The following is a 25,296-nucleotide window of genomic DNA, read 5'->3' on the forward strand; positions in this document are numbered from 1 at the left end:
ACACCCGCGTGGCGGCGGGTTCCCTCACCCGGACCCAAGCACACGTTGACACGGACAGACACGAAAGACGCAGGCAGGGGAGATAGCAGGTGACGATCCACGAGCACGACCGGGTATCCGCTGACCGCGACGGGAACGGCCGCCCGGGAGCCGGGGACAGCCATGCGCTCGTCGACCGTCTGACGGCCGGCGAGCCTTACGCCGTAGCCTTCGGCGGCCAGGGCAGCGCTTGGCTGGAGACCCTCGAGGAACTGGTGTCCTCGGCCGGCATCGAAGCCGAGGTGGCGACGCTGGTCGGCGAGGTGCAGCTACTTCTGCAGCCGGTGGCCAACGAGCTGGTCGTGGTGCGTCCGATCGGCTTCGAACCGCTGTCCTGGGTGCGGGCGCTGGCGGCCGAGGACCCGGTTCCCTCCGACAAGCACCTGACGTCGGCCGCCGTGTCGATCCCGGGCGTCCTGCTCACCCAGATCGCCGCCGTCCGCGCCCTGGCGCGCCAGGGTATGGACCTGACCGCGACGCCACCGGTGGCCGTCGCCGGCCACTCGCAGGGCGTGCTCGCGGTCGAGTCGTTGAAGGCCGGCGGCGCCCGCGACGTCGAGCTGCTGGCGCTGGCCCAGCTCATCGGCGCGGCCGGCACGCTGGTGGCCCGCCGCCGCGGCATCGCCGTCCTGGGCGACCGGCCGCCGATGGTGTCGGTCACCAACGCCGACCCCGAGCGCATCAGCCGGCTGCTCGACGAGTTCGCGCAGGATGTCCGGACCGTGCTGCCCCCGGTGCTGTCGATCCGCAACGGGCGCCGGTCGGTCGTCATCACCGGCACGCCCGAGCAGCTGTCCCGCTTCGAGCTCTACTGCCGTCAGATCTCGGAGAAAGAAGAGGCCGACCGCAAGAACAAGCTGCGCGGCGGCGACGTCTTCGCGCCGGTTTTCGACCCCGTGCAGGTGGAGGTGGGCTTCCACACCCCCCGTCTGGCCGACGGCATCGACCTGGTGGGCAACTGGGCCGAAAAGATCGGCCTGGACGTCGCGCTGGCCCGCGAACTGACCGAAGCCATCCTGGTGCGCCGCGTCGATTGGGTGGAGGAGATCACCCGAGTCAACGACGCCGGGGCCCGCTGGATCCTCGACCTGGGACCCGGGGACATCCTGACCCGGCTGACCGCGCCCGTGATCCGCGGGCTCGGGGTGGGCATCGTGCCCGCCGCCACCCGCGGCGGCCAGCGCAACCTGTTCACCGTCGGCGCCGTGCCCGAGGTGGCGCGGGCCTGGTCCAGCTACGCCCCCACGCTGGTCCGGCTGCCCGACGGCCGGGTCAAGCTGTCGACCAAGTTCACCCGCCTGACCGGCCGCTCGCCGATCCTGCTCGCGGGCATGACGCCCACCACCGTCGACGCCAAGATCGTCGCCGCCGCGGCCAACGCCGGCCACTGGGCCGAGCTGGCCGGCGGCGGCCAGGTCACCGAGGAGATCTTCGCCGACCGCGTCGCGGAGCTCGCCGAGCTCTTGGAGCCGGGCCGCACCTATCAATTCAACGCGCTGTTTTTGGACCCGTACCTGTGGAAGCTGCAGGTCGGCGGAAAGCGGCTGGTGCAGAAGGCGCGGCAGTCCGGCGCGGCGATCGACGGCCTGGTGATCAGCGCCGGCATCCCGGACCTCGAGGAGGCCGTCGAGCTCATCGAGGAGCTGAGCGACGCCGGCATCAGCCACGTCGTGTTCAAGCCCGGCACCGTCGAGCAGATCCGTTCGGTCATCCGCATCGCCACCGAGGTGGCCACCAAGCCCGTGATCGTGCACATCGAGGGCGGCCGCGCCGGGGGCCACCACTCGTGGGAGGACCTCGACGACCTGCTGCTCGCGACCTATTCGGAGCTGCGGTCGCGGTCCAACATCACCGTCTGCGTCGGCGGCGGCATCGGCACGCCGGAACGGGCGGCCGAGTACCTGTCCGGGCGCTGGGCGCAGGCTTACGGGTTCCCGCTGATGCCCGTCGACGGCATCCTGGTCGGCACCGCGGCGATGGCGACCAAGGAAGCGACCACGTCGCCGTCGGTCAAGCGGATGCTGGTCGAGACGCAGGGCACCGACGAGTGGATCGGCGCGGGGAAGGCCTCGGGCGGCATGGCCTCGAGCCGCAGCCAGCTCGGCGCCGACATCCACGAGATCGACAACAGCGCCTCGCGGTGCGGCCGGCTGCTCGACGAGGTCGCCGGTGACGCCGACGCCGTCGCCGCGCGCCGCGACGAGATCATCGCCGCGATGGCCAACACCGCCAAGCCGTATTTCGGCGACGCCGGCGAGATGACCTACCTGCAGTGGTTGCGGCGCTACGTCGAGTTGGCCATCGGTGACGGCGACTCCACCGCCGACACCATGCAGCCCGGCAGCCCGTGGCTGGCCGACACCTGGCGCGACCGCTTCGGGCGGATGCTGCAGCGCGCGGAGGCGCGCCTGCACCCGCAAGACTCGGGACCCATCGAGACCCTGTTCGGCGACGCGGGCCTGCTCGAGGACCCGCAGGCCGCCCTCGAGACGCTGCTCGGCGCCTACCCCGACGCCGACACCGTGCACCTGCACCCCGCCGACGTGCCCTTCTTCGTCACGCTGTGCAAGCTCCCGGGCAAGCCGGTGAACTTCGTGCCGGTCATCGATAAGGACGTGCGGCGCTGGTGGCGCAGCGACTCGCTGTGGCAGGCGCACGACGCCCGCTACGACGCCGACCAGGTGTGCATCATCCCGGGCACGGCCGCCGTCGCCGGCATCACCAGGCTGGACGAGCCCGTCGGCGAATTGCTGGACCGCTTCGAGCAGGCGGCCGTCGACGAGACGCTGGCCGCGGGCGCGCAGCCCCGCGAGGTCGCGTCGCGCCGCCTGGGCCGCGCGGACGTGACGGGCCCGTTGGCCGTCGTCCTCGATTGCCCCGACGTGCAGTGGGCGGGCCGCACGGCGATCAACCCGGTGCACCGCATCGCCGACCCGTCCGACTGGCTGGTGCACGACGGACCGCACAGCCACCGCGCCACCCACTCGTCCACCGGGGCGCGGCTGCAGGTCGAGGGCGACCGCGTCGTGCTCAGCGTGCCGGTGTCCGGCACCTGGATCGAGATTCCGTTCACCCTGCCGGCTAACACGGTCGACGGCGCCACCCCGGTGGTCTCCACCGAGGACGCCGCCACCGCGATGCGCGCCGTGCTGGCGATCGCCGCCGGCGTCGAGGGCCCCGAGTTCCTGCCACCGGTCACCGACGGGACGGCCACCGCGACGGTGAACTGGGACCCCGAGCGGGTCGCCGACCACACCGGCGTCACGGCCACCTTCTCCGAACGACTCGCGCCCAGCCTCAACACCGCACCCGACGCGCTGGTGGGCCTGTGCTGGCCCGCGGTGTTCGCGGCGATCGGTTCGGCCGTCACCGACAGCGGTGTCCCCGTCGTCGAAGGCCTGCTGAGCCTGGTGCACCTGGACCACGCCGCACACATGACCGGCACGCTGCCCGCCGAGCCGGCGCACCTGACGGTCACCGCGACGGCGTCGGCCGCCGTGGACACCGAGATGGGCCGGGTGGTGCCGGTGGGCGTCACGATCGCCGACGCTGACGGCCACGAAATCGCCACGCTCACCGAGCGTTTCGCGATCCTGGGCCGCACCGGGGCCGCCGAACTCGCCGACCCGCCGCGCGCCGGGGGCGCGATCTCCGAGAACGCCACCGACACCCCGCGCCGCCGTCGCCGCGACGTGACGCTGACCGCGCCGGTCGACATGCGCCCGTTCGCCGTGGTCTCCGGCGACCACAACCCCATCCACACCGACCGCGCAGCCGCCCTGCTGGCCGGCCTGGATTCGCCGATCGTGCACGGCATGTGGCTGTCGGCCGCCGCGCAGCACGCGGTCACCGCCACCGACGGCCAGGCCCGGCCGCCCGCCCGGCTGATCGGCTGGACCGCGCGCTTCCTGGGCATGGTGCGCCCCGGCGACGAGGTCGCGTTCCGCGTCGAACGGGTCGGCATCGACCAGGGTGCGGAGGTCGTCGAGGTGGCCGCCCGCATCGGTTCGGACCTGGTCATGGCCGCCACCGCGCGGCTGGCCGCGCCGCGCACGGTCTACGCCTTCCCCGGCCAGGGCATCCAGCACAAGGGCATGGGCATGGACGTCCGCGCCCGGTCCAAGGCGGCCCGCAAGGTGTGGGACAAGGCGGACAAGTTCACCCGCGAGACCCTGGGCTTCTCGGTGCTGCACGTGGTGCGCGACAACCCGACCAGCATCATCGCCAGCGGCGTGCACTACAACCACCCCGAGGGCGTCCTGTACCTGACGCAATTCACCCAGGTCGCGATGGCGACGGTCGCGGCCGCGCAGGTCGCCGAGATGCGCGAGCAGGGCGCCTTCGTCGAGGACTCGATCGCCTGCGGTCACTCGGTCGGCGAGTACACCGCCCTGGCCTGCGTAACCGGCATCTACGAGCTGGAAGCGTTGCTGGAGACCGTGTTTCACCGCGGCTCGAAGATGCACGACATCGTGCCACGCGACGACCTGGGCCGGTCCAACTACCGGCTGGCGGCGATCCGCCCCTCGCAGATCGACCTGCCCGACGACGAGGTGCCCGCGTTCGTCGCCGAGATCGCCGAGCGCACCGGCGAATTCCTCGAGATCGTCAACTTCAACCTGCGCGGCTCGCAGTACGCGATCGCGGGCACCGTGCGGGGCCTGGAGGCGCTGGAGGCCGAGGTGGAGCGGCGCCGCGAAATCAGCGGCGGCAAGCGCTCTTTCATCCTGGTGCCCGGCATCGACGTGCCGTTCCATTCGCGGGTGTTGCGGGTCGGGGTGGCCGAGTTCCGGCGCTCGCTGGACCGCGTCATGCCGCGCGACAAGAATCCCGACGTCATCATCGGGCGCTACATCCCGAACCTGGTGCCGCGGCCGTTCACCCTGGACCGCGACTTCATCCAGGAGATCCGCGACCTGGTGCCCGCCGAGCCGCTCGACGCGATCCTCGCCGACTACGACACCTGGCTCGCCGAGCGCCGCAACGAGATGGCCCGCATCGTCCTGATCGAGCTGCTGGCCTGGCAGTTCGCCAGCCCGGTGCGCTGGATCGAGACCCAGGACCTGCTGTTCACCGAGGAGGCCGCCGGCGGCCTGGGGGTGGAGCGGTTCGTCGAGATCGGCGTGAAGTCCGCGCCGACCGTCGCCGGGCTGGCCACCAACACCCTCAAGTTGCCCGAATACGCCCACAGCACAGTCGAAGTCCTCAACGCCGAGCGTGACGCCGCGGTGCTGTTCGCGACGGACACCGATCCCGAGCCGGAGGCCGACGAGGTCGCAGAACCGGCCGCGGAGTCGAGCGCACCGACAGAAGGCGCGCCGCAAGCGGCGGCGCCGGTGGCCGCGCCGACCGCGCCGTCAGGCGCTCCGAGACCCGACGACATCGGGTTCGACGCCGCCGACGCGACGCTGGCGCTGATCGCCCTGTCGGCGAAGATGCGCCTCGACCAGATCGAGGAGCTGGACTCCATCGAGTCCATCACCGACGGCGCCTCGTCGCGGCGCAACCAGCTGCTGGTCGATTTGGGTTCGGAGCTCAACCTGGGTGCCATCGACGGCGCGGCCGAGGCCGACCTGGCCGGCCTGCGCTCGCAGGTGACCAAGCTGGCCCGCACCTACAAGCCGTTCGGCCCGGTGCTTTCCGACGCGATCAACGACCAGCTGCGCACGGTGCTCGGGCCGTCGGGCAAGCGGCCGGCCGCCATCACCGAGCGGGTCAAGAAGACGTGGGAGCTGGGAGAGGGCTGGGCCAAGCACGTCACGGTCGAGGTGGTGCTGGGCACCCGCGAGGGCACCAGCGTCCGCGGCGGGGCGATGGGCCACCTGCACGAAGGCGCCCTGGCCGACGCGGCCGCCGTCGACAAGGTGATCGACGCCGCCGTCACGTCCGTCGCGGCGCGTCGCGGCGTCGCGGTGGCACTGCCGTCGTCGGGCGGGGGCGGCGGCGCGACCATCGACGCGGCCGCGCTCAGCGAGTTCACCGACCAGATCACCGGCCGCGACGGGGTGCTGGCGTCCGCGGCGCGCCTGGTGCTCAACCAGCTGGGGCTCGACAACCCGGTGTCGGTCTCGCCGACCGCCACCGACGCCGAGCTGGTCGACCTGGTGACCGCCGAATTGGGTTCGGACTGGCCACGTTTGGTGGCACCGGTGTTCGAGCCTAAGAAGGCCGTGGTGTTTGACGACCGTTGGGCCAGCGCCCGCGAGGACCTGGTCAAGCTCTGGCTGAGCGACGAGGGCGACATCGACGCCCGGTGGCTGAGCCTGTCCGAACGGTTCGAGGGCGCCGGACACGTCGTGGCCACGCAGGCCACCTGGTGGCAGGGCAAGGCGCTGGCCGCCGGCCGGCAGATCCACGCATCGCTGTACGGTCGCATCGCCGCCGGCGCCGAGAATCCGGACCCGGGTCGCTACAGCGGCGAGGTCGCCGTGGTGACCGGCGCGTCGAAGGGCTCGATCGCGGCGTCGGTCGTCGGCCGGCTCCTCGACGGCGGCGCCACCGTCATCGCGACGACCTCCAAGCTCGACGAGGAGCGGCTGGCGTTCTACCGCGGGCTCTACCGCGACCACGCCCGCTACGGCGCGGCGCTGTGGGTGGTGGCGGCGAACATGGCGTCCTACTCCGACATCGACGCCCTGGTCGAGTGGGTGGGCACCGAGCAGACCGAAAGCCTTGGGCCGCAATCCATTCACATCAAGGACGCGCAGACACCCACCCTGCTGTTCCCGTTCGCCGCGCCGCGGGTGGCCGGCGACCTCTCCGAGGCCGGTTCGCGCTCCGAGATGGAGATGAAGGTCCTGCTGTGGGCCGTGCAGCGGCTGATCGGCGGGCTGTCCAAGATCGGCGCCGAGCGCGACATCGCGTCGCGGCTGCACGTGGTGCTGCCCGGCTCCCCGAACCGGGGCATGTTCGGCGGCGACGGCGCCTACGGTGAGGCGAAGTCGGCGCTGGACGCCCTGGTGAGCCGCTGGCACGCCGAAACGTCCTGGGCGTCAAGGGTTTCCCTGGCGCACGCGCTGATCGGCTGGACCCGTGGCACGGGGCTGATGGGCCACAACGACGCCATCGTCGACGCCGTCGAGGAGGCCGGGGTCACCACGTACTCCACCGACGAGATGGCGGCCATGCTGCTGGGCCTGTGCGACGTGGAATCCAAGGTGGCCGCGGCCAGTGCGCCGATCAAGGCGGACCTGACCGGCGGCCTGGGCGAGGCCAACCTCGACATGGCCGAGCTGGCCGCCAAGGCGCGCGAGCAAGCCACCTCCGGCGAAGCCGACGACGACGTCGCCGCCGAGGGCACCATCGCCGCCCTGCCGTCGCCGCCGCGCGGCTTCAGCCCGGCCCCGCCCCCGGAGTGGGCCGACCTCGACGTCGACCCGGCCGACCTGGTGGTGATCGTCGGCGGCGCCGAAATCGGCCCGTGTGGCTCGTCACGCACCCGGTTCGAGATGGAGGTCGACAACCAGCTGTCGGCGGCCGGCGTCCTCGAGCTGGCCTGGACCACCGGGCTGGTCCGCTGGGAGGACGACCCCCAACCGGGTTGGTACGACACCGAATCCGGAGATCTGGTCGACGAGGCCGAGCTGGTCGAGCGCTACCACGACGTCGTGGTGGAGCGGGTCGGCATCCGCGAATTCGTCGACGACGGCGCCATCGACCCCGACCACGCGTCGCCGCTGCTGGTGAGCGTGTTCCTGGACAAGGACTTCTCGTTCGTGGTGTCCTCGGAGGCCGACGCCCGCGCGTTCGTCGAGTTCGACCCCGCGCACACGATCATCCAGCCGGTGCCCGACTCCACCGACTGGCAGGTGATCCGCAAGGCGGGCACCGAGATTCGGGTGCCGCGCAAGACCAAGCTGTCGCGCGTCGTCGGCGCCCAAATCCCCACCGGCTTCGACCCGACCGTGTTCGGGATCAGCCAGGACATGGCCAGCTCGACCGACCGGGTCGCGCTGTGGAACATCGTCGCGACGGTGGACGCGTTCCTGTCCTCGGGGTTCACCCCCGCCGAGCTGTTGCGGTGGGTGCACCCGGGCCTGGTGGCCAGCACCCAGGGCACCGGCATGGGCGGCATGACGTCGATGCAGACGATGTATCACGGCAACCTGCTCGGCCGGAACAAGCCGAACGACATCCTCCAGGAAGTCCTGCCGAATGTCGCTGCCGCCCATGTCATCCAGAGCTATGTGGGTAGCTACGGCGCGATGATCCATCCGGTCGGCGCGTGCGCGACCGCGGCGGTGTCGGTCGAGGAGGGCGTCGACAAGATCCGGCTCGGCAAGGCCGAGCTGGTGGTCGCCGGCGGATTCGACGACCTGACGCTGGAGGCCATCATCGGCTTCGGCGACATGGCCGCCACCGCCGACACCTCCATGATGCGGGGCCGCGGAATTCACGACTCGAAGTTCTCCCGGCCCAACGACCGGCGCCGGCTCGGCTTCGTCGAGGCGCAAGGCGGCGGCACCATCCTGCTGGCGCGGGGCGACCTGGCGCTCAAGATGGGCCTGCCGGTGCTCGCGGTGGTCGCGTACGCGCAGTCGTTCGCCGACGGCGTGCACACGTCGATCCCCGCCCCGGGGCTGGGCGCGCTGGGCGCCGGCCGCGGCGGCAAGGACTCGCAGCTGGCCCGGGCGCTCGGCAGGCTGGGCGTCGGCGCCGACGACATCGCGGTGCTGTCCAAGCACGACACCTCCACGCTGGCCAACGATCCCAACGAGACCGAGCTGCACGAGCGGTTGGCCGACTCGTTGGGCCGCTCCGAGGGGGCCCCGCTGTTCGTGGTGTCGCAGAAGAGCCTCACCGGGCACGCCAAGGGCGGCGCGGCGGTGTTCCAGATGATGGGGCTGTGCCAGATGCTGCGCGACGGGGTGATTCCGCCCAACCGCAGCCTGGACTGCGTCGACGACGAGCTGTCCGGCTCGGCGCACTTCGTGTGGGTGCGCGAGACGCTGCGCCTCGGCGAGCGGTTCCCGCTCAAGGCCGGCGTGCTGACCAGCCTCGGCTTCGGCCACGTGTCCGGGCTCGTCGCGCTGGTGCACCCGCAGGCCTTCATTGCGGCGCTGAAGCCCGAGGAGCGCGCGGACTATCAGCGGCGCGCCGACGCGCGGCTGCTCGCCGGTCAGCGACGGCTGGCCTCCGCCATCGCGGGCGGCGCGCCGCTGTACGAGCGGCCGGCGGACCGTCGTTTCGACCACGACATCCCGGAGAAGCGGCAGGAGGCGGCGATGCTGCTCAACCCGACCGCCCGGCTGGGCGACGGGGGAGCCTACGAGGTGTCCGCCGGATGACGCCCGCGCCGACACGTTAGCCTGGCGACCCATGGGAATCGTCGGTGTGGGGATCGACCTCGTGTCCATCCCTGATTTCGCCGAGCAGGTCGACCAGCCGGGCACGGTGTTCGCCGAGACCTTCACCCCGGGTGAGCGGCGCGACGCCTCCGACAAGAGCTCGTCGGCGGCGCGGCACCTGGCGGCGCGCTGGGCGGCGAAAGAGGCGGTCATCAAGGCCTGGTCAGGCTCCCGGTTCGCCCAGCGCCCCGTGCTGCGCGAGGACATCCACCGCGACATCGAGGTGGTGACCGACATGTGGGGGCGCCCCCGGGTGCGGCTGACCGGTGACATCGCCAAGCACCTGGCCGACGTGACGATCCATGTGTCGCTGACCCACGAGGGGGACACCGCGGCGGCCGTGGCCATCATCGAGACAACCGGTTAGCGCCGACACCGACGTGAGCGCGAGTTCCTCTCGACGTATCCCGCGCTAGCGTCGATCTCGGCGGGGAGCGCGATCAGGCTAGCCTCGATGCCATGAGTGATCTCGTCGAGCGCGTTCACGAGGTGCTGCCGTCGGTGCGGCGCGACCTCGAGGACCTGGTGCGCATCGAATCGGTGTGGGCGGACCCGAACCGGCGCGACGAGGTGCACCGCAGCGCCCAGGCCGTGTCGGAGTTGTTGACGCAAGCCGGTTTTGGTGACGTGCGCATCGTCAGCGAGGGCGGGGCGCCCGCCGTCATCGCCCACCATCCGGCGCCGCCGGGCGCGCCGACGGTGCTGCTCTACGCCCACCACGACGTGCAGCCCGAGGGCGACCGCGACCAGTGGGCGTCACCGCCCTTCGAGCCCACCGAGCGCGACGGCCGGCTCTACGGCCGCGGCAGCGCCGACGACAAGGCCGGCATCGCCACGCATCTCGCCGCGTTCCGGGCGCACGGCGGCCGCCCGCCGGTCGGTGTGACGGTCTTCGTCGAGGGGGAAGAGGAATCCGGGTCGCCCTCGCTGGGCCGGCTGCTGGCCGCGCACCGCGAGGCGCTGGCCGCGGACGTGATCGTGATCGCCGACTCGGACAACTGGGGCGTCGACGCCCCGGCGCTGACCGTGTCGCTGCGCGGCCTGGCCGACTGCGTGGTCGAGGTGGCCACCCTCGATCACGGGCTGCACTCCGGCCTGTGGGGTGGGGTGGTTCCCGACGCGCTCAGCGTGCTGGTGCGGCTGCTGGCGAGCCTGCACGACGACGACGGCAACGTCGCCGTGGCCGGTTTGCACGAGCCCGACGTGAGCGGGCTCAACTATCCCGAGTTCCCGGCCGTCCGGGTGCGCGCCGACTCCGGCCTGCTCGACGGCGTGAGTGAAATCGGTTCCGGTTCAGTGCCGCAACGCCTTTGGGACAAACCGGCCCTGACCGTGATCGGCATCGACACCACCCCCGTGGAGAAGGCGTCGAACACGCTGATCCCGCGGGCGCGGGCCAAGATCAGCATGCGGGTGGCCCCCGGCGGCGATGCCGCGGCGCACCTGGACGCGCTGACCGCCCACTTGGAAAAGCACGCGCCCTGGGGAGCGCGGGTGACCGTGACACCGGGCGAGATCGGCGAGCCCTACGCGATCGACGCCAGCGGCGAGGTGTACGACGCGGCGCGGGCGGCGTTCCGCCAGGCGTGGGGCGTTGAGCCGATCGACATGGGTATGGGCGGCTCCATCCCGTTCATCGCCGAATTCGCCGAGGCCTTCCCGGACGCCAAAATCCTGGTGACCGGTGTCGAGGATCCGGGGACGCAGGCGCACAGCATCAACGAGAGCCTGCATCTCGGCGTGCTGGAGCGCGCGGCGATCGCCGAGGCGCTGCTGTTGGACCAGTTGGGTCACTGAGCGCTCGCATGGGGTTGCGCCTCCAGGTCCCGGCGTCCGGCTACTGGCGCAATCGAGTCGTCGTCGCCGGGCGACGCCGGGAACCTCTCGAGGCCGTTTCCGTTGCGCGAGAACGGGATCCGCTGCCATGCCGCAGAGCGGGCCGGACGCCGACGAGATCGTCGTCGACCGGGTCAAGGCGTTCCGGTTCGCCGAACGCAACGGCACCTTCGACGGTATTCATGCCGAGATGAACACACCAAGGTTTATGCGCAGCTGCAGGGCTATTCGCAGGACTAGCCACCGAGACCACGAGGAGACACTCACATGCACGTATTGATGGTCGGAGCCACGGGCACCTACGCCCACTGGGTGTTGCGCGCCCTGACCGAACGTGGCGTCACGGTGCGCGCGCTGGTCCGCAACGAGGACCGTGGAAATGTCGCGCGAGACAACGGCGCCGACGAGGTGGTGATCGGTGACCTCAGCGAGCCGGCGAGCCTGCCACCCGCGGTCGACGGAGTGGACGGTGTGTTTCACATCGGCCCGGGGCACGCGGCGGGCGAGGCCGACATGGGCGTGGCGATGGTCAATGCGGCCCGCGACGCGGGAGTGCGGAAGTTTGTGTTCTCCGGTGTCATTCACCCGTCGGTCTCGGCGCTCACTAATCACGCCGCCGCCAAGTTGCCGGTCGAAGACGCGCTCTACACGTCCGATCTGGACTACACCGTCTTGCAGCCGGCGAGGTTCATGCAGAACTTCGAGCTGTTCTGGGACGACGTCGTCGAACACGACCGGCTGTCACAGCCCTACAACCTGTCGTCGAAATTCTGCTGGGTGGATTACCGCGACGTTGCCGAGGTCGCCGCGATCGCGATGACCGGCTCGGAGCTGAGCTACGGGACTTTCGAGCTGAGCTCCCCGGGGAACTATGACAGCTACCAGGCGGCGAAGATCCTCAGCTCGGTGCTGGGCCGGCCGATCAGCGCGTCACGCCTGCCGGCTGAGCAGTTCACGGCCAAGATGCCCGAAGGCGCCTTCCGTGAGGGCATGACCCGCATGCTGGCTCACTACGACCGCCACGGGCTGCCCGGCGGCAACCCTCTCGTCTTGCGCGCGATTCTCGGTCGCCAGCCCCGCTCGTTGGCGGAGTACTTCCGTGAATTGGCCGCCCGGTGAGGGCTGTGCAGCTTCGGTCGGCGGATTAGACGTCGAGGTCTCGGCGCAGCTTGGCGACGTGGCCGGTGGCCTTGACGTTGTACTGCGCGACGGCGATCTTGCCCTTCTCGTCCACCACGAACGTGGAGCGGATGACGCCGGTGACGGTCTTGCCGTACATCTGCTTTTGGCCGTAGGCGCCCCAGGCCGCCAGGACCTTGCGGTCGGGATCGGACAGCAGCGGGAACGTCAGCTGCTCGGCGTCGCGGAACTTGGCGAGCTTTTCCGGCTTGTCCGGGGAGATCCCGACGACATCGAGGCCGGCGTCGTTGAGCTCGTGCAGGTTGTCGCGGAAATCGCAGGCCTGCTTGGTGCACCCGGGCGTCGAGGCGGCCGGGTAAAAGTAGACGACGACGCGGCGCCCCTTGAAGTCGGAAAGCGACACCGTGTTGCCGTCGGCGTCGGGAAGGCTGAACGACGGCGCGGTGTCACCCGGCGCCAGCCGCGTGTTCTCGGTCGAGTCGGGCACGGTCGAAGTCCCTTTCTGTTCACCGGCGCGCCGGGGTTGCCGCCGGCTGATCTAGGGTAGTTCGGGCAGGTGCAGTAACCCCATGGCGGGCGACTTGGAGGATGGCGACGTGGCGGACCGGGACCCCGAGGCAATCAAGCGGGACATCGACGTGGCCCGCGACCAGCTGGCGGCGACCGTCGATACCCTCGCCGAGCGCGCGAACCCGCGCCGCCTGGCCGACGACCTGAAGGCCCGGGCCGTCGACTTCGTGACGAAGCCGGTGGTGCTCGCCTCGCTCGCGGGCATCTCGTCGATCGTCGTCGTCGTGGTCATCCGCCGGATCCGCGACCGCTGAGGACACGTCGGCGCGTCGTCGGGTCGACGCCGGTGGCGCCCCCCTCGGCGGCGGACTCGACCAGGCTGCGCGCCGAGCGGGACAGCGGGTGGCCCGCGTTCCAGATCACCCCGACGTCGCGGTAGGCGTCCGCCTCGGCCAGCGGCAGCACCGCAACGCCCGGCGCCTCGCTGTCGTCGAGGGGGACCAGGCTGATCCCCAGGCCCGCCGCCACCAGGCCGGCCGAGGTCGTCAGGTCGGCCGATTCCAGGGCGATGCGCGGCTGGAACTGCGCCGAGGCGCACAGCTCGTCGAGCAGCCGCCGCATGCCGTAGCCGTGATGCATCGCGACGAACGGCTCGTCGGCGAGCGCGGCCATCGAGACCGTCGCGAGCCCGGCCAGGCGGTGGCCGTGGGGGACGGCCACCCCGAGCCGTTGCCGAAAGATGGTGCGCCAGCCGAGGGTCGGGTTCTGCGGCCGGGGCGACACCACGCCCAGGTCGATCGACCTGTTCTCCACCAGCTCGCCGATCCATTCGGCGGCGCCCTCCTTGAGGGTGAACGTCACGCGCGGCGACGCCCGAGTGAACTGCGCGATGAGGCGCGGCACCACGGTGCGGCCGAACGAGCGCAGAAAGCCCAACCGGATTTCGCTGACGGCCGGGTCGGCCAGGTCGGCGATCGCCCGCCGCGCCGAGTCGAGCTCGAGCTGCGCGCGCCGGGCGTGCTGGTAGAAAATCCGGCCGTAGGCGTTCAGGCTCAGGCGGCGGCCACGGCGGTCGAACAGCGCGACGCCCAGGCGCCGTTCCAGGCGGGCCAGCATCCGGGTGAGGGTCGGTTGGGCAATGCCGAGCTGTTCGGCGGCCGCCGTGACGTGCTGAAGTTCGGCCAGTGTGATGAACCACTCGTAGTCGCCGTCGCTCACGCCCGCCACCTCCGCTAATGCGATAAATGCATCATAAACGATCGATTAATACATTTCCGTATGTTGGCGTGAGCGCGGAGCATCGAACCCATGGCCACCCTCGCCGCCACCGCCGTCGCCCACCGTGTCGGCACCGCCGGGTACCGACGGGTGACCGCCGCCCTGGCCGGTGCCGGGCTGGCCAGTTTCTCGGCGATGTACTGCACCCAGGCGCTGTTGCCGGCGTTCTCGGTGTACTACCGCATCGCCCCGACCACCGCCGCGCTTACCGTGTCGCTGACGACCGGGCTGATGGCCCTGGCGATCATTCCGGCCAGCGTGCTCTCCGAGCGCTACGGCCGCACCCGGGTGATGCTGACGTCGGGGGTGGCGTCCAGCGTGATCGGGTTGCTGCTGCCGTTCAGCCCGAACCTGGGCGTGCTGCTCACCGGGCGGGCGGCCCAGGGGGTGGCCCTGGCCGGCATTCCCGCGGTTGCGATGGCGTACCTGGCCGAGGAAATCCACGTGTCGTCGTTGGGCTCGGCGGTGGGACGCTACATCGCCGGCAACACGGTCGGCGGGCTGGCGGGGCGGATCATCCCGTCGCTGGTCGTGGAGGTCAGCAACTGGCGGGTCGCCCTGCTGGTGAGTTCGGCGGCCTCGCTGCTGGGCGTCATCGTCTTCGCCGCCCTGGTGCCGCGCTCCCAGTTCTTCACGCCTAAGGCGGCCACCGCGCGCGACGCGGTGCGCAACCTCGCCGCGCACCTGCGAAACCCGTTGCTGGCCAAGCTGTTCTGCTTGTCCTTCGTGTTGATGGGCGGGTTCGTGACGGTCTATAACTACCTGGCCTACCGACTGACCGGTCAGTCGTTCGGGTTGGCGTCGTCGACCGTCGGCCTAATGTTCCTGCTCTACCTGGCGGGCACCGTGTCATCGAACGTCGCGGGCCGGCTCGCCGACCGCAAGGGGCGTGCGCTGGTGTTGTTCGGTGCCCTGCCGGTCACCGCGGCCGGCCTGCTGGTCACCGTGCCGCACGCGCTGGTCGCCATCTTCGGCGGCATCGGGTTATTCACCGCCGGCTTCTTCGCCGCCCACACGGTCGCCAGCGGGTGGGTCGGGGCCGCCGCGAAACGCGACCGGGCGGTGGCGTCCGCGATGTATCTGTTCGCCTACTACCTGGGCGGGTCGGTCGTCGGCGCGTTCGGCGGTGTCGTGTACAACGTGGGCGGCTGGCCGGCGACGGTGACGTTCGTCGGTTTGCTGCTGCTGGTCGCGCTGTGCCTGGTCGCGACGCTGATCCGGGACGCCGTGCCCGTCGGGCGGCCACACCCGGCGTGACGCCGGGCGTGGGGGTGGTGCGCCGTCAGGGTTTCGAACCCCGGACCCGCTGATTAAGAGTCAGCTGCTCTACCAACTGAGCTAACGGCGCTAGTGATCGGCCGAGACCGCGTAGGCGACAATAACAGGCGTCTTGCCGCCAAGCGAAATCCCCGAACCTTTACCAGGATAATCGCTGCTCTGGGCGCTCAAAACAGCGTTCCGCAGTACGGCGCGCGCTCGACGCGGAATGCGGCGTCCAGATCCCGCACGGCGCCGGCAGTCAGCTCGTTAATGCGGTTGGCCGCCCGCAGCTGTGACGCCGTGTGCGCGCCCGTGTACACCGACGCCAGGTCGGCCAGGCCGATCCGCAGGTCCGGGTCGCCGTCGTGCGGTGAGCACTTCCCGACGCCGTCGTTGATCCGCAGCAGGAAGCGGCCGCCCGAAAGCCCAAGCGGGTCCGCCACTTCCAGCACGAGCTCGGTGTCGGCGGCGTAAGTGCGCGTGTTGAGCACCTCGGGCACGTCGTTGATCCGCACCCACAAGAAGTCGTTGACGCCGCGCGACGCGGCGGCGCGCTGGTCGGTCAGCTTCAACGGCAGCGGGTCGTCGACGGGCACGTCGATCTGGATCTCGTAGAACATCTCCAAGGCCAGCAGCGTCGCGAGCAGTTCGGTGTGCGCGTCGTCGGTGATGGGGCAGAAGTCTTGCACCACCACGGTGCCCAGCGGCGGCCGGTAGCCGTGTACGTCCTCGCCGACGACGCGGTAGGTCAGGAAGCCGTCGGGGTGGATGGTGTACTTCAGCTCGGACTTGGCGCCCCGCTGGATCGACCGATCGTCGAAAGCGTCGGCCCACCAAGCGCTGTCGCGTTCCACCGCCCCGTTCGTGACGGCGCGCCACCGGTCGTAAAGCTCCGGCAGGCGATCCTTCGCCTGTTCGGCGCTGACCTCGCGGGCCCGGATCTCACCCGGTGCATCGCGCAGCTTGGCGAATCGGCGGTCGACCGAATAGCTGTGGCTGTAACTCGACACCCCAGCACCGAAGCTGTCGTACATCGCGGTCTGCGTCGGCACACCGAACACGATCGGGTAGCCCCGGTCCAGCAGGATGCCCAGCCCCTGGGAGCTGAGCTTCGCCCAGATGCCCTTGCCCTGGTGTGTCGAGGCCACGGCGATCATGGTCAGCCAGGCCGCACGGACGCTGCCCCCACCGGGCACGGTGAGTTGGGTGCGATAGATGATCGACGTGCCCACCAAGTACGGCTGGTCCGGGTCGGACAAGTCCTCGGCGATCAGGATGTCCTCGGGGGCTACCCGCCGTTTCCACGCGTCGACGTCGCGCGCGCCCACCGGGTCGCCGAACGTGCGGGCCTGGTTCTCATACACCGCCTGCCAGTCGTTGTCGCCCGGGTGCCTGATGTTGATGGCGTCGTCCCCGTCGCTCATGGGTGGTCCAATCTGCCGCTGATTCAGTCGAACCGGCGGCCTGTATCCCGATTTCCCGTCCGGGGCCGCCGCTCCCGATTCGATACCCGAGTACCAGATCACCAAACGTCGCGGTGGGTCAGACGGCGGCGTTGTGGGTATAGCCCTACGCCATGCTGCAAACACTCACCCGGCTGGCCATCGCCGCGCCGAGGCGCATCATCGCGGTGGCGGCGCTGGCGATGGTCGCGGCGGCGATCTTCGGCATCCCGGTGATCGACAAGCTCTCGGGTGGTGGCTTCCAGGACCCGACGTCGGAATCCGCGCGGGCAACCGACGTGCTGCGCGACAGGCTCGGCCAGACCGACCAGACCATGCTGATCGTGGTGACCGCCCCGACCGGGGCGCGCAGCGAGCAGGCGCGTCAGACCGGCACCGACATCGCCGGACAGCTCACGCGGTCGCCCTGGGTGTTGAACGTCTCCTCCCCGTGGACGTCGCCCCCGGCGGCCGCGGCCCAGTTGGTCAGCAAGGACGGCACCTCCGGGCTCATCGTGGCCGAACTCAAAGGCGGCGAGAACAAGGCGCAGGAGTATGCCAGCGCGCTGACCCGCCAGCTGGTGCACGATCGCCCCGGGGTGACCGTGCGCGCCGGGGGCATGGCCGTGGCGTACGCGCAGATCAACGACCAGAACCAACGCGACCTTGTCCTGATGGAGGCCATCGCCGTTCCGCTGAGTTTCGCGGTCCTGGTGTGGGTGCTGGGTGGCGTGGTCGCCGCGGCGCTGCCCATCGTGCTGGGCCTGTTCGCGATCGTCGGCACCATGTCGGTCTTGCGGGTGATCAGCTTCGCCACCGATGTGTCCACCTACGCGTTGGACCTGAGCATCGCCATGGGCCTCGCCCTGGCGATCGATTACAACTTGCTGATCATCACCCGGTACCGGGAGGAGTTGGCGCGCACCGAGGACCGGGAGCGGGCGTTGGTGCGCACGATGGCCACCGCCGGCCGGACCGTGCTGTTCTCTGCCACCACCGTGGGGCTGTCGATGGCGGTGATGGCGCTGTTCCCCATGTACTTCCTCAAGTCGTCGGCGTACACCATCGTCGCCGCCGCGATCATCGTGGCGCTGGCGGCCGTGGTGATCACGCCCGCGGCGATCGCCCTGCTCGGTGCGCGGCTCGACGCGTTGGACGTGTCCCGGTTCGTGCGCCGCAGCCTGTTCGGGGTCACCGCGAAGACCAAATCCTGGCGCGACCACGCGCACACTCCGGTCACCTCGCTGTTCTGGTACCGCTCCACCAAGGTCGTGCTGCATCACGCCGCGCCGATCGGGTTGAGCGTGGTTGCGCTGCTCGTGCTGCTAGGCGTTCCATTCCTCGGCGTGAAGTGGGGCTTCCCCGACGAACGGGTGTTGCCCCGGTCCGCCACGGCGCGCCAGGTCGCCGACATGCTCGACAACGACTTCCCCGGCGGATTGGGCAATTCGATGACCGTCGTGCTGCCCGACGCCCGCGGTGTCACCCCCGCCGATCTGCAGGGCTACGCCGCCGCGCTGTCGCGCGTCCCCGACGTCTCCGCCGTCTCCGCCCCGACGGGTACCTTCGTCGCCGGCAGGTTGGCGGGGCCGCCCGCCGCTGCCACCGGAATGGCCAACGGCAGTGCGTTTCTGACCGTGGACAGCACCGCGCCCCTGTACTCGCACGCCTCCGACGTCCAGCTGGACCGGCTACACCAGGTGGCCGCCCCGGCGCAGCGGTCGGTGGAGATGACCGGGTTGGCGCAGATCAACCGCGATAGCGTCGCCGCGATCACCCACCGGTTGCCGCTGGTGTTCGGGTTGATCGCGCTGATCACGTTCGCGCTGTTGTTCCTGCTGACGGGAAGCGCGGTGATCCCGGTGCAGGCCCTGGTGTGCAACGTGTTGTCGCTGACGGCCGCCTTCGGGGCGATGGTGTGGATCTTCCAGGACGGGCACCTCAACGCACTGGGCACCACGCCCAACGGAACGCTGAATGCCAACATCCCAGTGTTGTTGTTCTGCATCGCCTTTGGGCTGGCGATGGACTACGAGGTGTTCCTGGTTTCGCGCATCCACGAATATTGGATGGCCTCGCCGCCCGCTCACGAGGAGCGTCCCATCCCGTACGAGGCGCGCGCCGCGACCGACGAAAGCACCGCGCTGGGCCTGGCGGGCATCGGGCGGGTGGTGACCACCGCCGCGTTGGTGATGTCCATCTCGTTCGCCGCGCTGATCCCCGCTCACGTGTCGTTCATGCGGATGCTCGGCGTCGGCCTGACGCTGGCCGTGCTGGTCGACGCTACGTTGGTGCGAATGGTGTTGCTGCCCGCCTTCATTCATGTGCTCGGCCGCTGGATCTGGTGGGCACCCAAGGCGTTGACACGCCTGCGGATCAGGTCGGGCACCGGCGAGGTGGATGCCGCCGCGGTGGGGCAGCGCCGGTGGGACGCCGACGCGCCGGAGGCCGCGCCGCATGTGATCCGGCGCTGGCCCATCGAAGCCCTCGCGGACCGCGAATAGCCGTGACTCCCAGAGATATCGCCGTGTTCTTGGCGTTAGCTTCGGCGTTGTGCGTGGCCGTCGGCGACGTGCTGCAGCAACGGGCGGCGCACTGCGCCGAGCATCGGTCGCTCGGCCATGTGGGGCTGCTGGGCGTCTTGGTGCGCAATCCCCGATGGTGGTGCGGAGCCGCCCTGCTGGTCGCGAGCATCGCGTTGCAGGCGGCCGCGCTGAGCCGGGGTTCGGTGCTGCTGGTGCAGGCGCTGCTGATGCTGTCGTTGCTGTTCGCCCTCCCGGTCAACGCCTGGGTGTCGCACCGGGTGACGCACCGCGGCGAGTGGATCTGGGGCGGCCTGCTGACGGCGGCCGTCAGCGTGGTCGTCACGGTGGGGCACCCGGCGGCCGGGCACTGCGGCGCGCCGCTGCGCAGCTGGATCGCCGTCACGGTGGTGCTGGGTTCGCTGTTGACCGCGTGCGCGGTGGCGGGTCGCCGGTTGGGCGGTGCCGCGGCGGCGGCGTTGTTCGCCTTCGTGGCCGGGTCGTTGTGGGGGGTGTTCGCGGTGCTCACCAAGGAGGTCGTCGCCCGCCTCGGCGACGGTGCCGCCGCGGTGGTGCGCACCCCCGAGTTGTACGCGGCCGCGTTGGTGGTGGCGGGCGGATTCGTGTGGGGCCAGGCGGCGTTTCGGGCGGGCCCGCTGACCGCCTCGATGCCGACGCTGCAGATGGCGCAGCCTGTGGTGGGGGCGCTGCTGGGTGTCGTGGTGCTCGACGAGACGCTGACCACCGGTCGCGCCGGGGCCGCGGCGCTGGCGGTGGCGGCGCTCGTGATGGCCGCGGCCATCGTCAAACTCGCCCGCGTGGAGGCCGTCGCCACCCACGCGGAGGTCGAGAAGCGCCTCGACGACGAGGTCGGCCAGCCGGCGTAACCGACACGCGCTGCTGCTACCGCGTCAAGGCCGCGATTTGTGGAGCCGAGCCACTACAATGCTTGCGATCATCTGTGGTCAGCGGTGACCAACTGAGGAAATTTCGTGGAAGGTCACTCCATGTTGTCTTTGCGCGCGCGGCGATCGTGGCTGGCTGGCGCGATGGCCGTGGTTGCCGTGCTGGGCGCCGGATGCGGCGGTGACCACACCGCGGCGCCCGCCAAGGTCATCTTCGACAAGGGCACCCCCTTCGCCGACCTGCTCGTACCCAAGCTCACCGCCTCGGTGACCGACGGCGCCGTCGGGGTGACGGTGGATTCCCCGGTGACGGTGACCGTCGCCGACGGCGTGCTGGCCTCGGTCACCATGGTCAACGAGAACGGCAGGTCGATCAGCGGCCAGCTCAGCCCCGACGGGCTGCGCTGGTCGACGACCGAGCAGCTCGGTTACAACCGGCGCTATACGTTGAGCGCGAAGGCGCTGGGTCTCGGCGGCGCGGCGAACAAGCAGATGACCTTTCAGACCAGCTCGCCCGCCCACCTGACCATGCCCTACGTGTCGCCGGGTGACGGTGAGGTGGTCGGCGTCGGGGAGCCGGTTGCGATCCGGTTCGACGAGAACATCGCCAACCGGGCGGCCGCGCAGACGGCCATCGCGGTCACCACCAACCCGCCGGTCGAGGGCGCGTTCTACTGGCTGAACAACCGCGAAGTGCGTTGGCGCCCAGAGCATTTCTGGAAGTCGGGCACCACCATCGACGTCGCGGTCAACACCTACGGCGTCGACCTGGGCAACGGGATGTTCGGCGAAGACAACGTCAAGACGCACTTCACCATTGGCGACGAGGTCATCTCGACCGCGGACGACACCACCAAGATGGTGACGGTGCGGGTGAACGGCGAGGTGGTCAAGACCATGCCGACGTCGATGGGCAAGGACAGCGCGCCAACGGCCAACGGCGTCTACATCATTGGCGCGCGGTTCAAGCACATCATCATGGACTCCTCGACCTACGGGGTGCCGGTCAACTCGCCCAACGGCTACCGCACGGAGGTGGACTGGGCGACCCAGATGTCCTACAGCGGAGTCTTCGTGCACTCCGCGCCGTGGTCGGTGGGCGCGCAGGGGCACTCCAACACCAGCCACGGCTGCCTCAACGTCAGCCCCAGCAACGCCGAGTGGTTCTACGACCACAGCAAGGCCGGCGACATCGTGCAGGTGATGAACACGGTGGGGCCGGTGTTGTCCGGCACCGAGGGGCTGGGTGACTGGAACATGCCGTGGGCGCAGTGGAAAGCGGGCAACGCCAACACCTGACGGGTCAGCCGGTCTTGTGCCAGGTACCGCAGTCGCGCGTCATGAACGCCTTATCGCCGGGCAGGATCTGCACGATCTGGGGGCCGTCGCTGACGTTGTTGTCGATGATGTCGCCGGTATCGAGGCTGCGCAGCCGCGCCCAGTAACAGCCGTACTTCCCGTCGGTGCGGTAGGTGCCGGGGTCGATGTCGGAGCCGACGACGAACGTGCCGTTGGTGTCGATCGTCGTCTTCGGTCCCGGCGGAGGCGGCGGGGTGTAGGTCACCGTGACGGTCTTCATCAGCGGCGGGGGCGTGGACGTAACCGTGGCGATCGGTTGGCCGGACCCGGCACAGCCGGTGAGCGCGATCGCCGTCCCCGCGACGGCGGCCGTCTTGATCAGCATCACAAGGCAGGCTAGGCGGCGACGTCAGTCGCCGACGTGTTGGGGTGAGTGACGGGACTCGAACCCGCGACCCCCAGGATCACAACCTGGTGCTCTACCAACTGAACTACACTCACCATGGCCGCGAGCCGGTCCCCGCGAGGGGGCCCAACGAGCGGCGACGTCGATACTAGCGGCTCGGCGCCTCGGGGGCCGAATCGCTCGACCCGGTGGCGTCGGTGGGGCCCCCCAACTCGGCGACCACGGCCTCGATCTCGCTGGTCGACGGGCCCGGCGGCGCGACGAACGCGGTCCGCCGGTAGAACTGCAACTCGCGGATCGACTCGTGGATGTCGGCCAGCGCCCGGTGGGCCAGCCCCTTGACCGGCTGGCCGAAATAGATCCGCGGGTACCAGCGCCGGCACAGCTCCTTGATGGAGCTGACGTCGATCATGCGGTAGTGCAGGAAGTCGTCGAGGGTGGGCATGTCGCGGGCGATGAAGGATCGGTCGGTGGCGATCGAATTGCCCGCCAACGGCGCGGTCTTGGGCTGCTTAACGTGCTGGCCGATGTAGTCCAGCACCATCGCCTCGGCCGTCGCCAGGTCGACGGTGGACACCCTGACCTCGTCGGTCAGCCCGGAGCGCGCGTGCATCTGGGTGACCACCTCGCCCATCGCGGCCAGCGCGGCGTCGTCGGCGTGGATCACGATGTCGATCCCGTCGCCGAGGATGTTCAACTCGGCGTCGGTGACCAGGGCCGCAATCTCGATCAGCTTGTCCGACCCCAGGTCGAGCCCCGTCATCTCGCAATCGATCCACACCAGCGTGTCGCGCACGCCGCTCAGACTAGGCCCTTTCGGGGGCCGCGCCGGTCATCGCCCCCGGTTCGGTGGGCAGAAGGAGAAGTAGGGTGAGCGCTGGACGGCGAGGCGAAGGGAGGCGGCGCGATGGGCACCGAATCCGCGGCGACGCCCGCGAGGCGGATCGCGGACGGCTACCGGGTCGACGGGCAGGCGCTGGGACTGGGCGCCGTGGTGGTCGACGGCGTCGCCGACCCGAGCGCGCAGATCCGAATCCCGCTGTCCACCATCAACAGGCACGGGTTGGTCGCCGGGGCGACCGGTACCGGCAAGACCAAGACGCTGCAGCTGATCGCCGAGCAGCTCAGCGCCGCCGGTGTCCCCGTGCTGATGGCCGACGTCAAGGGCGACCTGTCCGGGCTGGCGCGTCCCGGGGAAGGCAACGACAAGACCGACGCCCGCGCCCGGGAGACCGGCGACGACTGGGCGCCGACGGCATTCCCGGTCGAGTTCCTCTCGCTGGGCACCGGGGGAGTGGGCGTGCCGGTGCGGGCCACCGTCGAAAGCTTTGGGCCGGTGTTGCTGTCAAAAGTGCTGGGGCTCAACGCGACTCAGGAGTCCACGCTGGGCCTGATCTTTCACTGGGCCAAGGGCGCCCACCGGCGGCTGGTCAGCCTGGACGACCTGCGCGGGGTCATCAATCATCTGACCGGTGACGAGGGCAAGGACGATCTGAAATCGCTGGGTGGCGTGTCGCCGACGACGGCGGGCGTCATCCTGCGGGCGCTGGTGAACCTCGGTGGCGAGGGTGGTGACACCTTCTTCGGGGAGCCGAAGCTCGATCCGCAGGACTTGCTGCGCGTCGAGCAGGGCCGCGGCATCGTCTCGCTGCTGGAGTTCACCGGCCAGTCGTTGCGGCCGGTCATCTTCTCGACGTTCCTGATGTGGTTGCTGGCGGACCTTTTTCACGAGCTGCCCGAGGTGGGCGACGTGGACAAGCCCAAGCTGGTGTTCTTCTTCGACGAGGCGCACCTGCTGTTCGCCGACGCGTCCAAGGCCTTCCTGGAGCAGGTCGAACAGACCGTCAAGCTGATCCGGTCCAAGGGCGTCGGGGTGTTCTTCTGCACCCAATTGCCCACCGACCTGCCCAACGACGTGCTGTCGCAGCTGGGCGCCCGCATCCAGCACGCCCTGCGCGCGTTCACCCCCGACGACCAGAAGGCCCTCAGCAAGACCGTCCGGACCTACCCGAAAACCGATGTGTACGACTTGGAGTCGGCGCTGACGTCGCTCGGTATCGGCGAGGCCGTCGTCACCGTGCTCTCCGAACGGGGCGCACCCACTCCGGTCGCGTGGACTCGCATGCGGGTGCCGCGTTCGCTGATGGCTTCGATCGGCAACGACGCGATCGCGGCGGAAGCGAAACGCAGTGCCCTGCAAGCGAAGTACGGGCGAACGGTCGAGGCGCCGGCACCCCCGCCGCCGACGCCACCGCCCCCGCCGCCGGCACCGGCGCCGCAGGCGCAGCCCGATCCGGCCCCCGGCACCGAGGCGCTGCCGCCGATGCCCGCGCCCTACGAGCCGCGCGAGCCGGGGCTTCTCGAGCGGGTGTGGCATGACCCCACCGTGAAAAGCGGCGTCAACACCGCGATTCGCGAAGCCATCCGGGGCCTGTTCGGCTCGGGCCGGCGCCGCCGGTAACGCCTAACCGCCGCCCAGCTTCTTGTAGAAGCTGCCCACGATCGGCGCGACGATCGCGCGCGGGGCGTAGCCGCTGGCCACCGACATCGCCTTCGACGTCAACCCCGGCACCACGCGCATCTTGTTGCGCTGCAATGCATTCAACGACTTTTTCGCGGTGTGTTCGGTGGAGATCCACAGGAAGTCGGGCACCAGCCGTTCGACGATCGACGCCTCGGTCTCGTCGGGAAGCTCCGTGCGCACCGGCCCCGGCGCGAGCAGCGTGACATGCACGCCGTAAGCGCGGAGTTCACCGCGCAGCGATTCGCTGAACGTGTTGGCGAACGCCTTGCTGGCCGCGTACGTCGCGTTGTACGGAATGGGTGAATTGCCCGCCGCGGACCCCGAGATCAGGATGCCGCCCGCCTTGCGCTCGACCATGCCCGGCAGCACCGCGAGCACCAAATCGTGCACGCCAAGGACATTCAGTTGCAGCTGAGCCTTCTCCTCCGCGGCGCTCAGCGTCGCGACCGGACCGAAGGTCGCGGTGCCCGCGTTGGCGCACAGGATCGAGATCGGGCGCGCGGCGAGCTCGTCGCACAGCTTTGCGCGTTGGTCGGGATCGGCGAGGTCGGCGGGCCGCACCTCGACGCTGACGTGGTACTTCTCGGACAGCCGGGCGGCCAGATCCTTGAGCAGGTCCTCGCGCCGCGCGGTGACGATCAGGCTGTGGCCGCGCGCGGCGAGTTCGGTGGCCAGCGCTTCACCGATGTTCTGGGAAGCTCCGGTGACGACGGCGCGGGCCTCGGGACTGGGAGCGGGTATCGGCATGCGCCCATGGTAGACAGCCGGGCTCTGGCGCGGCGGCTGGC

General features: G+C 70.2%; 16 protein-coding genes and 2 tRNA genes. 10 read left to right on the forward strand and 8 right to left on the reverse strand.

What is annotated here, in order from left to right:
• The first annotated feature begins 89 nt into the window (after positions 1-89).
• The 4 genes from A5700_RS09695 (at position 90) to A5700_RS09710 (ending at position 12,341) form a co-directional block, all read left to right on the forward strand.
• Positions 90-9,326: a type I polyketide synthase gene (locus A5700_RS09695; protein ID WP_068069902.1), complete on the forward strand. Its 9,237-nt coding sequence runs from the start codon at positions 90-92 to the stop codon at positions 9,324-9,326.
• Between the two features lie 31 nt (positions 9,327-9,357).
• The gene (locus A5700_RS09700) at positions 9,358-9,753 is read left to right on the forward strand and encodes a holo-ACP synthase (protein WP_068069904.1); all 396 of its coding nucleotides are present in this window, start codon (positions 9,358-9,360) and stop codon (positions 9,751-9,753) included.
• Positions 9,754-9,845: 92 nt separating this feature from the next.
• Positions 9,846-11,183 (forward strand): dipeptidase, encoded by a 1,338-nt coding sequence (locus A5700_RS09705; RefSeq protein WP_068069906.1) that lies wholly within the window; start codon positions 9,846-9,848, stop codon positions 11,181-11,183.
• A 306-nt stretch (positions 11,184-11,489) separates the two neighbouring features.
• Positions 11,490-12,341, forward strand: a complete 852-nt coding sequence (locus A5700_RS09710) for an SDR family oxidoreductase (RefSeq protein WP_068069908.1) — start codon at positions 11,490-11,492, stop codon at positions 12,339-12,341.
• 25 nt (positions 12,342-12,366) lie between these two features.
• Here the strand turns inward: A5700_RS09710 and bcp are convergent, their stop codons facing one another.
• On the reverse strand, positions 12,367-12,849 hold the full coding sequence (gene bcp, locus A5700_RS09715; protein ID WP_068069910.1) for a thioredoxin-dependent thiol peroxidase: 483 nt from the start codon (positions 12,847-12,849) through the stop codon (positions 12,367-12,369).
• A 109-nt stretch (positions 12,850-12,958) separates the two neighbouring features.
• Here bcp and A5700_RS09720 point away from each other — a divergent pair, with 109 nt between their 5' ends.
• Positions 12,959-13,186, forward strand: coding sequence for a DUF3618 domain-containing protein (locus A5700_RS09720; protein ID WP_068070036.1), 228 nt, complete (start codon positions 12,959-12,961; stop codon positions 13,184-13,186).
• Here A5700_RS09720 and A5700_RS09725 read toward each other — a convergent pair.
• Positions 13,161-14,090, reverse strand: coding sequence for a LysR family transcriptional regulator (locus A5700_RS09725; protein ID WP_082959641.1), 930 nt, complete (start codon positions 14,088-14,090; stop codon positions 13,161-13,163). The genes A5700_RS09720 and A5700_RS09725 overlap by 26 nt on opposite strands.
• A 90-nt stretch (positions 14,091-14,180) precedes the next feature.
• Between A5700_RS09725 and A5700_RS09730 the strand changes: the two genes are divergently transcribed.
• Positions 14,181-15,407, forward strand: coding sequence for an MFS transporter (locus tag A5700_RS09730; protein WP_068069912.1), 1,227 nt, complete (start codon positions 14,181-14,183; stop codon positions 15,405-15,407).
• A 15-nt stretch (positions 15,408-15,422) separates the two neighbouring features.
• On the opposite strand, the gene A5700_RS09735 is transcribed toward A5700_RS09730, so the two are convergent.
• A tRNA-Lys gene (locus A5700_RS09735) sits at positions 15,423-15,498 on the reverse strand.
• Positions 15,499-15,595: 97 nt separating this feature from the next.
• On the reverse strand, positions 15,596-16,834 hold the full coding sequence (locus A5700_RS09740; RefSeq protein ID WP_068069914.1) for a GNAT family N-acetyltransferase: 1,239 nt from the start codon (positions 16,832-16,834) through the stop codon (positions 15,596-15,598).
• A 152-nt stretch (positions 16,835-16,986) separates the two neighbouring features.
• Here A5700_RS09740 and A5700_RS09745 point away from each other — a divergent pair, with 152 nt between their 5' ends.
• The 3 genes from A5700_RS09745 (at position 16,987) to A5700_RS09755 (ending at position 21,578) form a co-directional block, all read left to right on the forward strand.
• On the forward strand, positions 16,987-19,356 hold the full coding sequence (locus tag A5700_RS09745) for an MMPL family transporter (protein WP_068069916.1): 2,370 nt from the start codon (positions 16,987-16,989) through the stop codon (positions 19,354-19,356).
• A gap of 2 nt (positions 19,357-19,358) precedes the next feature.
• The gene (locus tag A5700_RS09750; protein ID WP_068204679.1) at positions 19,359-20,261 is read left to right on the forward strand and encodes a DMT family transporter; all 903 of its coding nucleotides are present in this window, start codon (positions 19,359-19,361) and stop codon (positions 20,259-20,261) included.
• 120 nt (positions 20,262-20,381) lie between these two features.
• Entirely contained in the window at positions 20,382-21,578 is a 1,197-nt protein-coding gene (locus A5700_RS09755) for an Ig-like domain-containing protein (RefSeq protein ID WP_068069920.1), read from the forward strand.
• Positions 21,579-21,582: 4 nt separating this feature from the next.
• Here the strand turns inward: A5700_RS09755 and A5700_RS09760 are convergent, their stop codons facing one another.
• From A5700_RS09760 to orn, 3 genes are all read right to left on the reverse strand, one after another.
• A complete protein-coding gene (locus tag A5700_RS09760; protein ID WP_068069923.1) occupies positions 21,583-21,963 on the reverse strand; it encodes a hypothetical protein in 381 nt (126 codons plus the stop codon).
• A 40-nt stretch (positions 21,964-22,003) separates the two neighbouring features.
• Positions 22,004-22,079: transfer RNA gene (locus tag A5700_RS09765), tRNA-His, on the reverse strand.
• Positions 22,080-22,132: 53 nt separating this feature from the next.
• Positions 22,133-22,780, reverse strand: coding sequence for an oligoribonuclease (gene orn, locus A5700_RS09770; RefSeq protein ID WP_068069926.1), 648 nt, complete (start codon positions 22,778-22,780; stop codon positions 22,133-22,135).
• A 111-nt stretch (positions 22,781-22,891) separates the two neighbouring features.
• On the opposite strand from orn, the gene A5700_RS09775 reads away from it, so the two are divergent.
• A complete protein-coding gene (locus A5700_RS09775) occupies positions 22,892-24,445 on the forward strand; it encodes a helicase HerA-like domain-containing protein (protein ID WP_068069928.1) in 1,554 nt (517 codons plus the stop codon).
• Between the two features lie 3 nt (positions 24,446-24,448).
• Here A5700_RS09775 and cmrA read toward each other — a convergent pair whose 3' ends face one another.
• The gene (gene cmrA / locus A5700_RS09780; RefSeq protein ID WP_068069930.1) at positions 24,449-25,255 is read right to left on the reverse strand and encodes a mycolate reductase; all 807 of its coding nucleotides are present in this window, start codon (positions 25,253-25,255) and stop codon (positions 24,449-24,451) included.
• Positions 25,256-25,296 lie beyond the last annotated feature (41 nt).

Source organism: Mycobacterium sp. E1214 (genome assembly GCF_001666755.1).
Lineage (GTDB): Bacteria > Actinomycetota > Actinomycetes > Mycobacteriales > Mycobacteriaceae > Mycobacterium.